Below are 12,414 nucleotides of genomic sequence, written 5' to 3' on the forward strand. Positions count from 1 at the left end.
ACATGACTGACTTTGCACTCCCCGAAGCCAGCCCACAGGCCGACGCGACGTTCCGCGAAGGCTTGGCTGCTGGCAAGTTCCTGATCCAGCGGTCCACCACGACCGGCGCATACAACTTTTACCCCCGCGCGCTGTCGCCCACCACGGGTGCCGACGATCTGGAGTGGGTCGAGGCGTCGGGCAAAGGCACCGTTTACGCCAGCACCATCATCCGTCGCCCGACCAAATATGGCGGCGACATCAACAACGTTCTGGTCGATCTGGAAGAAGGCCCGCGCCTGTTCACCCGCCTCGTTGACGTCGACAACGAGGCGATCGAGATCGGTATGAAGGTTCAGGCTGTTGTCATGACCCCCGACTTCGGCCCCAACGCCAAATCCGGCGAACCCGCCGTATTCTTCAAGCCCGCGTAAGGAGTTAGACACATGACACACGCACTGCGCGGCAAATCCGCAATTGTTGGCAAGGGCTATTGGGGTCTGGGCAAGACGCCCAACACCTCGCCCATGGAACTGATCGCCAAGGCGACCAAGAATGCTCTGGATGACGCGGGCATGGACCTGTCGGAAATCGACGGCATCTGTGGCGGGACCTTTTATCACTTCTTCCCCACGCTTTCGATCGCCGAGTATCTGGGCATCAAACCCACATGGGCAAACTCTGACATGGTGGGCGGGTCGTCCTTCATGTCGTATCTGGTCGAGGCGACCATGGCGATCCAGGCGGGCCTGTGTAAGAACGTGCTGATCTGCTATGGCTCGAACGCGAAATCCGCGCGCGACCTGAACGGGTTGATCGAAACGCCCCAGTGGGAGCGTGCATACGAGCCGATGGTTCCTGTTCCGGGCTATGCGTTCACAGCTCAGCGCTACATGCATGAGTTCAATGTGCCCAAGGAGCACTTTGGCCATGTCGCGATTTCGGCGCGCAAATGGGCGCAGCTGAACCCCGATGCGACCATGCAGGCCGATCTGACGATGGAAGAATACCTGGCCTCGCCCAGTGTGGCCGACCCGCTGACGGTTCTGGACTGCTGCCTGATGTCGGATGGTGGCGCTGCGATCATCGTGACCTCGGCTGATCGCGCCAAGGATTATCAGGAAAAGCCTGCGTACTTCCTGGGCGGTGGCAATGCGATTTCGCACCGCGAGATCGCACAGGCCGCAAACCTGACCACCACCTGCGCCGCTGAAAGCTCGAAACGCGCGTTCGACATGGCCGGGATCACCACCAAAGACGTGGATGTGGTCGAGCTGTACGACGCATTCACCATCAACACGCTCTTGTTCCTTGAGGACATGGGCTTTGTGAAAAAGGGTGAGGCTGGTGCATTTGTGGCCGATGGCAACATCGCGCCGGGTGGTACGCTGCCGGTTAACACCAATGGCGGTGGTCTGAGCTGCGTGCACCCCGGCATGTACGGTCTGTTCTGCCTGATCGAAGCGGCAACGCAGATCCGTGGGGATGGCGGCAAGCGTCAGATTGATGACGTGAACATCGCCATCGCACACGGCAACGGCGGCACCTTCTCGAACGAGTACACCGCCGTTCTGGGCAGCGAAGCCGCGCTCTGAACACATTAGGCACGGAATCAAGGCCGTAGGCCGCCGTGCCAGCGCCGTCCCGCCCCTCGGGACGGCGCTGCCCCAGCTACCGTTGGCTATATCTCAGCCAGCTACTTCCAACTCTTGCTGGCGGGCTGCGTCCTCTCCCTTGATCTTCTTGTGCTCGTCCTCGGCCACGCCTGCCTTCCAATAACTGGAGAGATAGATCTTGGTCCGGTCCACCCCGCGTTCGTTTCGGAAATAGGTCCGCAAATGTTGCATGGATTTGAACTCACACGCCGCCCAGACCGACACGGTGCCGTCGCGCCATTTGAGCGACCGAATATGCTCGACAAAGCCCGTCGAGGTGCCGTCAGGGTGCGGATTGAGGATCAGATGCAGGGTCATACCATCCGGCAGGGAGATCTCTGGCGCGTCCTCGGGGCTGGTGAGCTCCATCACCACCTCGCCCTTGGCGCCTGCGGGCAGAGCTTCGAGGTTGCACAAAAGCGCAGGCAGCGCGGTCATGTCGCCAGCCATCAGCAGCCAATCGGATGAGGTGTCGATCCATTTGATTTTGCCCGGACCCGCGATCAGAATGTCATCGCCCGCCTTGGCGTTTCGGGCCCAGACAGAAGCGGGCCCGCTTGCGGTCCCGTCAGTGTCATCGTGCAGGGCAAAGTCAACGGTTAGGCGGTTGTGAACCGCATCAAAGGCGCGCACCGTAAAGGTTCGCATCGCCGGACGGTCAGGACGCGGGCGTGGTGCGTCTGGGAAGATCAGCTTGATGTAGCCGCTTTCACTGCCGTCGGGAAACCCGTGCAGGTCATCGCCACCCAGAACGATGCGGCGCATGTTTGGTGTCAGGTTCCACGCGTCCAGAACCTGTAACTTGCGACCTTCTGCTTGCGCCATCGCCTCACTCCTACATCCATCGTTGCCATCATTACCTGAGTGATTTAGTCATATTTAAGATTTACGCAAGCAAAACATGAACAACGCCCGCGCACGAGGGCTGTGCGCGGGCGCAGATCATTCATCAAGCAAGGCTTAGGAAAAGGCTTTGATGACCTTGGAATAGTTCTCGAGCATCTCAAGCTCTTCTTCCTGCTCGAAGTATCCGACGTGATGCCAGACCACGAATTCCTCGGTCCCGTATTTCTCTTTCAACACGCCGACCTGATCGATGACTTGATTGACGGTGCCCTTCCAGACGCGGCCCATGGGCACGTGATAGGGTGGTGCGTTGTAGGCAAAGTTGAACAGCTCTTCGAAGTCCCGATAATGCTGTTCGGCCTGGGCCTCGGTCGAGCCGATGGTCAGGTGACCACCCAAAACCAGCGTGTTGCCCACGTTCAGCTCGGTGTGGCCGTGGTGGTGTGCCTCTTCGAGGTAGATCGGCATGGTCATGTCCATAAATTCGTCTTTGTTGACGAAAGACACCAACTTGGCGCCCTCTTTGGCCCAGAACTTGGCGGTTTCCATCGACCACGAGAATGGCACGTAGAGCGGCGGGAAATCACGCCCGTCGGTGCGTTTGCGCGGACGTGGCACGATGCCCATCTTGCGCAGGGTGCCGTTGTCATCGACCGCGCCCTTACCGCCGTATTCGGCGGTCGGCGGGAAGGGCCACGTGATATCGTCAGCCGGGATATTCCAGAACTCGCCATGGTGGCTGAATGTCTCGTTTGTCCAGGCCTTTTTGACTACGGCCCAGCTTTCCTCCATCAGGCGGCGGTTGCGCGCGTCTTCTTTGGAGCGATCCGATTGCGTGGTGGTGATGTCCAGATGCTGCGCCAGCGTGTTCAGCCAACGCGGCGTGTTGCCCCGCACGAACCCGCAGAACAGACGCCCACCGGACATATGGTCGATCATCGCCATGTCCTCGGCCAGACGCATGGGGTGATGCGCCGTCAGCGCCATGCCCACCTGCCCCACCATCAGGTTCTTGGTGTTGGCGGCGATGTGCATGTTCCACAAGAGCGGGTTGGTCGTGGTTTCGATCCCTTCGACCTGAAAGTGGTGCTCGGTCATGCAAAAACCGGCATAGCCGTTCTCATCGGCAAACTTCATCTGCTCGGTGGTGCGGTCCAGCAAGGTCGCATAACGATCCGGGTCCGAACCCGGCAAAACCACATCCTCTCCCTTGCTGCGCATGTACGGCTGCACCAAAACGTGGACTTTCATCGCGTCACTCCAATATTAGTTATCGTTCACTAAATTTGATGACATGGCATGACGGGCGCGTATTTGACCTGAATCAAATCCCGCCCCTCACGCAGCAGTGAATGCCGTTGATTTGCCGAAAGCGCCCCCGAGGCGCAGGTTCAATACACAGACGTTCGTCAAAACCAACAGCATTAAACCGGCCCAACGGCCTGTATCGGAGGTTCAATAAATGACACGACTGACAACCATCCTGGCGGTTGCCGCCCTAACTTTGCCCTCAATTGCGGTGGCAAAAGGAGACGCGCAAACGGAAACCAAAGCGCATAAGAGCGTACCGGACAACGACCCACGCTGGTCGAATTGGCCGCATGCGCCTGAAACACAGGCGGGACGATCCTATTCCAAACTGGTGCGGATTGAATATGGCGGACCTGTTGAGAGGAATTTTGAATCCGGGCGGCGCTAAGGATCAGCTTCGCCTAGGATAGAGAATGGGTCGCGTGTTTTCTCCGGTCCCCCCGGTACTGCGCGGCCCATTCTTCATTCAGACCATCAGCCAGTTTACGTACACCCGGAACCACTCGGTCTGCGGTCACTGAAGGCAAACCCAGATGAGATAAAACGCGCCGCACTTCTTGCCTTGGGTTGTCCGCGAGATCGGAGTACCGAACCTTGAGCGGAGAAATATCAATCTGCTCGAACCAATTTATCCAAGCTGCCTCGCGCGCTTCGAATTCCGCGACCTTAAGATCGATTAGGGCATAATCGTAGGATGGCGGTTGCAGCGGCCCCTTTTGTTCAACCCTGGTGCCATCGGGAGCCACATGCCAGGTGCCGGTCTGTTCCGCTCGCACGTAGGAGATGGCCTGATCCACCTTGTCCTCGCGGATCAGATGAACAAAACCCGTTCGCCCGAAAACTGCTTTGATCCGCGTCATGTCATCCTCAAGCTTGGGGTGCAGCTGCGTGGTCATAGTGAGCAGATCGGGCAGGCTTTCATGCATCAGACGACAGCCGAAAAGGTCTCCCCCTCCCCGCCCCTCGGTTTGGGCAGCAGACAGGAAGGATGCGCAAAAGGCGGGTTTGGTCAGATCAACCGCCTCGGGCACCTGTAGGTGATCAGCCCACCACTGTCGGGACGGGCCGCGAAAGAAGGAATCCGGTTTTCCGGCCACACCGGTTTGCGCCAACAACCCACAGAGCAGGGTGCTGCCCGACCGAGGATTGGTACAGATAATGTAGCTGTCGTGCGTCATGTCCCCTCTCCCGATCTGGATCTGGATCTGGGGACAGTGGTATCAGGTGTTGAACAGGAAGTGCATTACATCGCCGTCCTTGACGACGTAGCCCTTGCCCTCGGCCCGCATCTTGCCCGCCTCTTTGGCACCGCTTTCGCCGTTGCAGGCGATATAGTCATCGTAGGCGATGGTTTCGGCACGGATAAAGCCCTTTTCGAAATCGCCGTGAATGACGCCCGCCGCCTGTGGCGCTGCGGTGCCCTGACGGATGGTCCAGGCGCGCGCTTCTTTCGGGCCGACGGTGAAATAAGTTTCCAGGTGCAGCAGCTCGTAACCCGCCTTGATCAGACGGTCGAGGTCGGCCTCTTCGAGCCCCATTTCGGACAGGAACATCTCGGCTTCATCGTCTTCCAGCTGGCTGATCTCTTCTTCGATCTGGGCCGAAATGATGACGTGGCTATTGCCCTGCGCCGCGGCCATTTCGGCCACCTTGGTGGAGTGTTCGTTGCCTTCTGCGGCCTCGGCTTCGCCAACGTTGCAAACGTAGAGAACGGGCTTGGTGCTCAGCAGTTGCAGCATCTTCCAGGCTTTGAGGTCTTCGGCGTCGACCTCGACCAGACGGGCTGGCTTGCCATCTTCGAGCATGGCTTGAGCTTCGGCCAGCAGGCGGTCTTGCTGTTGGGCCTCTTTATCGTTGCCTTTGAGCTTGCGCACCAGATTGGCGCGGCGCTTTTCGATGCTTTCCAGATCGGCCAGCATCAGTTCGGTTTCGATGGTTTCGGCGTCGGCCACCGGATCAACACGGCCATCTACGTGGGTCACGTCGCCGTCTTCAAAGCAGCGCAACACATGGGCGATGGCGTCGGTTTCGCGGATGTTGGCCAGGAATTGGTTGCCCAGACCCTCGCCCTTGGACGCACCTTTGACCAGACCGGCGATGTCGACGAATGTCATGCGGGTCGGGATGATCTGTTTGGAGCTTGCAATCGCGGCCAACTTGTCCAAGCGCGCATCCGGCACCCCCACTTCGCCCACGTTGGGTTCAATGGTGCAGAACGGAAAATTCGCTGCCTGCGCCGCTGCTGTTTTGGTCAGCGCGTTGAACAGGGTCGATTTGCCCACGTTCGGCAGACCCACGATACCCATTTTAAAGCCCATGACCGTCTCCTGATGTCATTCCAAAGGGGCTTCTAGGGGTGCAGGCCCAAATTGGCAAGCCGCCCCGGTTTCGTGCGGGTCAGATCACAATCGCGCAACGGTTTTGTGATCCTTGGATCATTGCAAGTGTACCGATCGGTAAACACCTAGATCAGCACCACAAGATCACCGGAAGGCCACAATGAAACACCTCGCAGTCGCACTCTCCATTACCGTGGCTACGGCCGCGCCGCTACACGCACAATCCCTGATCCTGGGTCTGGGGTACGCGGATTTCGAATTCTCGGGTTCCTCGGATCAGGCGCTTGCTTCTATTGAATACCAACATTCGCCCTTTCACGAACGCGAGCGGTTCAGCGCGGCCTTTGCCGGGGCAGCCTCGATCCATGCCAATGGTGACGTACATCTGGGCGTCGGGATCGCGGCGGAATACAAGTTGAACCAGAATTGGTTTGTCGAGGCCAGCGTTCTGCCCGGTGTATTCATCGAGGCCGACAGCACCAACGATCTGGGCAGCAAGTTCGAAGTGCGCAGCCTGTTGGGCCTTGGCTATCGGTTCGAACGCGGCGACGCCCTGTCGCTGGCCATCACGCATAAATCCAACGCCTCGGTGTCGACTTTCAATCCGGGGGTAAATGCGGTCTTGCTGCGCTATCATGTCTCTTTTTGAGCGGTCTTTCTGGGCAACCTGCCCAAGCGGGATTGATTTTCCGGCCAAGTTTCTGCACATCGGGCGTAACCCACAGTTTCAAGGACGCCCGATGACCCGTATCGACGCCAAGTTCGCCGCGCTCAAAGCCCAAGGCAAGAAAGCCTTTGTTTCTTATGTCATGGCGGGCGACCCCGATTTCGACACCTCGTTGGAACTGGTCAAGGGCCTGCCGGGGGCGGGCGTGGACGTGATCGAACTGGGCCTGCCCTTTACCGATCCGATGGCCGATGGTCCGACCATCCAGCTGGCTGGTCAGCGCGCGCTTGAGGCGGGGATGACGCTGGACCGCACGCTGGAGCTGGCGACCGAGTTCCGCAAGGAAGACGACACAACGCCGATCGTATTGATGGGGTACTACAACCCGATTTACAGCCGCGGGGTCGAGACGTTCCTGAGTCAGGCCAAGGCTGCTGGCATAGACGGGCTGATCGTGGTGGACCTGCCGCCTGAAGAAGATGACGAGCTGTGCATTCCGGCGCAAGAGGCTGGTCTGAACTTCATCCGCCTTGCGACACCAACCACCGACGACAAGCGACTGCCGCGCGTTCTGCAGAACACATCGGGCTTCGTTTACTACGTCTCGATCACCGGCATCACCGGCGCCGCCGAGGCGGAAGCCACCGACGTTGGACCCGAAGTGGCGCGGATCAAATCGGCCACCGACCTGCCGGTCATCGTGGGCTTCGGCATCAACACGCCCGCAAAGTCGCAGGCCATCGCCAGTGTCGCGGATGGCGCTGTGGTGGGATCGGCCATCGTTAGCCAGATTGGCGCAGGCAAACCAGTGGGCGAAGTGCTGGAGTTTGTGAAAACTTTGTCCGACGGGGCTCACGCAGCCTAAATAACTGTTTTTACATATCTTTAACGCAAGGCGCAGGAGGTCACTCCGGCGCCTTGTTGCGTTCTGGACCACCAAACTTAGCCCACTTGCGCAACAAATCAGGAATTGGTAAAAACTTCTAACCAATTTTGGATCGGAGTCTGTCATGCCCGTCATTACCAACATCGACGACCTAAAACGTCTGTATCAGCGGCGTGTCCCGCGGATGTTCTATGACTATGCCGAAAGCGGCAGCTGGACCGAGCAGACGTTCCGCGAGAACACCTCTGACTTCGACCAGATCCGCCTACGTCAGCGGGTGGCCGTGGACATGACAGGACGCAGCACTGCAACCCAGATGATTGGCGAGGACGTCGCCATGCCGGTGGCGCTGGCCCCTGTGGGGCTTACCGGCATGCAACACGCCGATGGCGAGATGAAAGCGGCCAAGGCGGCCGAGGACTTTGGCGTGCCCTTTACGCTGTCGACCATGTCGATCAACTCGATCGAGGATGTGGCGAGCGCCACGACCAAACCGTTCTGGTTCCAGCTCTACACCATGAAGGACACGGACTATGTCAGCCGCCTGATCCAGCGGGCCAAGGACGCAAAGTGCTCGGCGCTGGTGATCACGCTGGACCTGCAGATCCTGGGTCAGCGGCACAAGGACTTGAAGAACGGGTTGTCGGCCCCACCAAAGCTGACGCCCTCTACCCTGTTGAATTTGGCTACGAAATGGGGCTGGCTGGCCGGAATGGCCCGTGCGCACCGACGCGAGTTCGGCAATATCGTAGGCCACGTCGAGGGGATCTCTGATGCCTCGTCGCTGGGAGCCTGGACGGCGGAACAATTCGACCCGAGCCTCGATTGGGGCAAGATCGAAAAGCTGATGAATGAATGGGGCGGCAAGGTGATCCTCAAGGGCATTCTTGATGCCGAAGATGCCAAGATGGCTGCCAAACTGGGCGCCGATGCCATTGTGGTGTCGAACCACGGTGGGCGTCAGCTGGACGGCGCGCTGAGTTCGATCCGCATGCTGCCCGAGATCCTGGATGCGGTTGGGGACGACGTCGAGGTGCACCTTGATAGCGGCATCCGATCGGGTCAGGACGTGCTCAAAGCGATGGCGATGGGCGCCAAGGGAACCTATGTCGGACGCGCGTTTGTGTATGGTCTGGGGGCCATGGGGCAAGCTGGCGTGACAAAAGCGCTGGAGGTCATTCATACGGAACTCGACACGACAATGGCGCTGTGCGGCGAACGCGAGATTGCGGGGTTGAGCCGAGATAACCTGTTGGTTCCCGAGAGGTTCGGCGGACGTTGGGCTTAGGCGGGAATATGGTCAAATCGGTTTTCCGCTCACCCCGTTAAGGAAACAGCGCAAAGCCTAACAGCGCCGAATTTCGGTGTGTGATATGCGTGCACCAAGCGTGCACCATACATGCACTGGCATGTACACCGTTTCACCACCGCTCAATGGTTAACGTTGGCCATGGTTCGGGTCCGCGGCATGGCGCCCGCGACGGATTTGAGCGTATTTCGTACCAAACAAGATGCGGTCCGGTTTGCGTCGAAAAGGCCACAACGTCGATTGAAATGCGATTTATTGAATGACAATGCCGCCGAAATTGTGCGGTTGATCCATACTGCTTCTACCGCCCCCACCGAATTCTATATCTCAGCTTAGGAACCATCATGCAAAGAATGTTGTCTTATTTCATGGCTCTGACAACTTTGTTTCTGAGCTCTTCCCTAAGTGCTGATGACGCAAATTGCGACGCTGCATGTCAGGCTGCTCGGAAGGCTGCGAACCCTTTGGCGGATATCCGGGCCATCATGACCGACAATACAATCGCCTTCCGGACTGGCACGAACAACGAAGACAGCTACAGCTTTCAAATTCAGCCGGTATATGCGGTGCCCCTTGATGGTGCCAATCTGGTCCTTCGCGGCATCATTCCGATCCAGGGGGTGCAGCCGGGCGCGGTTCTGCCGCCGGGTATCGCAAACCCCACTCAAAACACGAGCTTGGACTGGGGCATCGGGGATTCGACCGTTCAGGCGTTCTATGCCCCCACGCCACGTGGGAACATCTCTTATGGTTTTGGCGTTCAGGTTTCGCTGCCGACACATTCCAAAACTTCTCTGAAAGGCCCCGGCTGGGGGCCGGACCTGCAGCCGTCATATTCGGACAAACCGGTGACTTGTCGTGGGGCGGGGTTCTGGCCCAGATGTGGGGCGAGAACGACTTTAACACAACGATCCTTCAACCAATCCTGATCTACGGCCTGGGAGGAGGATGGTACTTTGGCTACAACAACACGATCTCTTATAATTGGAACAGCCCCAACAACGATGAGGCCTGGACCGTGCCGTTGGGCTTGATGGCCGGTAAAACCATTGTCACAAACGAAGAAACTGGAACGTCTGTTGACCTCAACGTTGGGTATTACACGTTGAATAGATCACCGACCGGCGGCCCTGACAGGCAGTTGAAATTCGGGGTCTCTTTCTTTTTCTGACCAGCGGCGTACCGGAACCTTGTGAGCCTGCGGTTTCTTGCGTGAAGTCATTCTGTCAGTTCGATAGGGTCGGTGTCGGAAACAGACAATCGCGTCTGCACAAACTTCGTAAGCTGATCCCTGGAACAATTGGGGTGAGGACCTTGCGATGAGCCAGTACACCGACCGGATGGCCCAATTTCGTCAAAGACTGGCAGAGGCTGGCATCGACGTGGCGCTGGTGACTGATGATGACAATGTTTATTATCTGACAGGCTACTACGACTATCTGCACATGGAATTCGGGCGGCCCACCATTCTGGTCGTTCCGCGCGACGGCGACAGCCTACTGATCACCCCCACCATCGATCTGAACGCCGCTACGGCCGCGGCGCGAGTGGATCGAATTGCGGCCTGGAATGACGGGATGGGCGCGGAATGGCGGGCGGAACTGCCCGAGGCACTTGGCGCAGCGGCCCGTGTTGGGATCGAGCCGGATCACATGCCCCCACTGGTGCGGGCCTATGTGGATGAATTGGTGCTGGCCGAGCGTATCGCCTCGACCTCTCCGCTTCTGGCGGACATGCGCATGATCAAATCCGCGCAAGAGCTGCAACTGGCGCGTCACGCAGGTCGAGTTGCGGGTGCAATGATGGCGGCGGGCCGCGCGGCGATTGGCGATGGTGTGCCCGAGTTTGAGGTGGCGATTGCCACCTCGCAGGCCGGGACCCGCAAGGCGGCCGAGTTGTTGGCGGCGCATTATGATGATGCCGACATGTCGCCCAACACGCATTTTCTTCAGATCATGGCCTCGGGTGCCGAGATCACCAAGACGCATCACCGCGCCTCGACCCGGATCATGCGACGCGGCGAGCCGGTGTTTTTGTGCTTCTGCGGCATGACCAATTTTCACCGCTTCAAGCTGGGGTTCGACCGCACATTCTGGATTGGTGAGATCGGCGATCCGACCCAGGAGCGTATCTATGAGGTGGCGGTCGAAAGTCAGGCGGCGGCCTTGCGTGCCTTGCGGCCGGGTGTGACGGCGGAAAGCGTGCATGCGGAATATGCCGAGGTGATCCAGGGCGCAGGGTACGAATACCCCTTCCGCTGTGGCCGGGCGACCGGGTTCAGCTATCTGGAGCACCCGCAGTTGGTCACGGGTGATACGACCGTGTTGCAGCCAGGGATGGTCTTTGCCGTTGATGGCTCGGTCACGACCGAAACCTTTCGGGCGCAGGTCGGCGACAGCTTCATCATCACCGAAGATGGCTATGAACAGATCACCGACCATCCAAAAGCTGCGGCGGACATGATATTGTGACGCTTAGAGGGGTAGCAGACTGACGAGACCCCGATTCAGCCCTTTTCAACCCGCCCAAAGTGGTCTATGAGCGCGGCTTCACGCGGGGATACAGCCTTGGAGGATTCCCGCCCTAACTTATGGAGAATTCATATGGCTGGTCAGATTCCTGATCTTGAGTGCCAGGAACGTGCGGGGACAGGCAAGGGCGCCGCTCGCGCAGCGCGTCGCGCTGGCATGGTTCCGGGTGTTGTTTTTGGCGGTGACGTAGATCCGCTGGCGATCCAGATCCCGTTCAACGTTCTGTTGAAAAAGCTGAAAGCAGGCCGCTTTAAGGCGACCCTGTTCAACCTGAAAGTCGAAGGCCAGGAAGACGTCCGCGTCATCTGCCGCGATGTTCAGCGTGACGTGGTCAAAGACCTGCCGACACACTTCGACCTGATGCGCCTGCGCCGCAACACCCGCATCAACCTGTTCGTGCCGGTTGAGTTCGTCAACGAAGAAGAAGCACCCGGCATCAAGCGCGGCGGCGTTCTGACTGTTGTGCGTCCCGAAGTTGAACTGATGGTCACCGCAGGCGACATCCCCGAGAAGATCACAGTTGATCTGAGCGGCATGGCCATTGGTGACGTGGCGACAATCTCGTCAGTTGATATGCCGAGCGGTTCCAGACCGATCATCGACCGTGATTTCGTGATCGCGAACATCTCGGCCCCGACGGGTCTGGCATCCGCGGATGACGAAGATGGCGAAGGTGAAGGCGAAGGCGAAGAGGCCGAAGTCGAAGCAACTGCAGAAGAATAAGAACTGCTTTGCTTGCCCCATTTGCGGGCAAGGCTGATTTTTGCACCCCCTGACCCATGGTCGGGGGGTGTTTTCGTTTTGGGGCCGCGCATTTGGAACGCCCATGGGTTGGCTGCTACACTTTCCTTGATTCGAATATTTTCATGAATCAAACGGCGGCCTTGCTGC

The 12,414-nt window shown here is 58.6% G+C and carries 13 protein-coding genes; 9 read left to right on the plus strand and 4 right to left on the minus strand.

All coding sequences use genetic code 11. The features are described from left to right. The first annotated feature begins 2 nt into the window (after positions 1–2). On the plus strand, positions 3–413 hold the full coding sequence (locus tag ACZ1HE_RS18390) for a Zn-ribbon domain-containing OB-fold protein (protein ID WP_472623140.1): 411 nt from the start codon (positions 3–5) through the stop codon (positions 411–413). A gap of 12 nt (positions 414–425) precedes the next feature. After that, positions 426–1,574, plus strand: a complete 1,149-nt coding sequence (locus ACZ1HE_RS18395) for an acetyl-CoA acetyltransferase (RefSeq protein ID WP_472623142.1) — start codon at positions 426–428, stop codon at positions 1,572–1,574. A 93-nt stretch (positions 1,575–1,667) separates the two neighbouring features. Here ACZ1HE_RS18395 and ACZ1HE_RS18400 read toward each other — a convergent pair whose 3' ends face one another. Next, a complete protein-coding gene (locus ACZ1HE_RS18400) occupies positions 1,668–2,459 on the minus strand; it encodes a siderophore-interacting protein (protein ID WP_472623144.1) in 792 nt (263 codons plus the stop codon). A gap of 135 nt (positions 2,460–2,594) precedes the next feature. Next, entirely contained in the window at positions 2,595–3,731 is a 1,137-nt protein-coding gene (locus ACZ1HE_RS18405) for an LLM class flavin-dependent oxidoreductase (RefSeq protein ID WP_472623146.1), read from the minus strand. Between the two features lie 211 nt (positions 3,732–3,942). Between ACZ1HE_RS18405 and ACZ1HE_RS18410 the strand changes: the two genes are divergently transcribed. Further along, positions 3,943–4,179: a hypothetical protein gene (locus ACZ1HE_RS18410; protein ID WP_472623148.1), complete on the plus strand. Its 237-nt coding sequence runs from the start codon at positions 3,943–3,945 to the stop codon at positions 4,177–4,179. Positions 4,180–4,192: 13 nt separating this feature from the next. Here the strand turns inward: ACZ1HE_RS18410 and ACZ1HE_RS18415 are convergent, their stop codons facing one another. Together ACZ1HE_RS18415 and ychF are read right to left on the minus strand one after the other, a co-directional pair. Continuing rightward, positions 4,193–4,969 (minus strand): Stf0 family sulfotransferase, encoded by a 777-nt coding sequence (locus tag ACZ1HE_RS18415; RefSeq protein WP_472623150.1) that lies wholly within the window; start codon positions 4,967–4,969, stop codon positions 4,193–4,195. Between the two features lie 42 nt (positions 4,970–5,011). Then, positions 5,012–6,109, minus strand: coding sequence for a redox-regulated ATPase YchF (gene ychF / locus ACZ1HE_RS18420; RefSeq protein ID WP_472623152.1), 1,098 nt, complete (start codon positions 6,107–6,109; stop codon positions 5,012–5,014). Between the two features lie 181 nt (positions 6,110–6,290). Between ychF and ACZ1HE_RS18425 the strand changes: the two genes are divergently transcribed. From ACZ1HE_RS18425 to ACZ1HE_RS18450, 6 genes are all read left to right on the plus strand, one after another. Beyond that, positions 6,291–6,779, plus strand: a complete 489-nt coding sequence (locus ACZ1HE_RS18425; protein ID WP_472623154.1) for an acyloxyacyl hydrolase — start codon at positions 6,291–6,293, stop codon at positions 6,777–6,779. 91 nt (positions 6,780–6,870) lie between these two features. Further along, the gene (gene trpA, locus ACZ1HE_RS18430) at positions 6,871–7,662 is read left to right on the plus strand and encodes a tryptophan synthase subunit alpha (RefSeq protein WP_472623156.1); all 792 of its coding nucleotides are present in this window, start codon (positions 6,871–6,873) and stop codon (positions 7,660–7,662) included. Positions 7,663–7,807: 145 nt separating this feature from the next. Then, positions 7,808–8,971 carry an alpha-hydroxy acid oxidase gene (locus ACZ1HE_RS18435; RefSeq protein WP_472623158.1) on the plus strand — a complete coding sequence of 388 codons (1,164 nt, stop codon included), beginning with the start codon at positions 7,808–7,810 and terminating at the stop codon, positions 8,969–8,971. 389 nt (positions 8,972–9,360) lie between these two features. Continuing rightward, positions 9,361–9,921 (plus strand): hypothetical protein, encoded by a 561-nt coding sequence (locus ACZ1HE_RS18440; protein WP_472623160.1) that lies wholly within the window; start codon positions 9,361–9,363, stop codon positions 9,919–9,921. A gap of 390 nt (positions 9,922–10,311) precedes the next feature. Further along, positions 10,312–11,463, plus strand: a complete 1,152-nt coding sequence (locus ACZ1HE_RS18445) for a M24 family metallopeptidase (protein WP_472623162.1) — start codon at positions 10,312–10,314, stop codon at positions 11,461–11,463. A gap of 132 nt (positions 11,464–11,595) precedes the next feature. After that, a complete protein-coding gene (locus ACZ1HE_RS18450; RefSeq protein ID WP_472623164.1) occupies positions 11,596–12,246 on the plus strand; it encodes a 50S ribosomal protein L25/general stress protein Ctc in 651 nt (216 codons plus the stop codon). Positions 12,247–12,414: the final 168 nt, after the last annotated feature.

The sequence above is a fragment of the Falsiruegeria sp. JB4-1 genome (assembly GCF_055693495.1).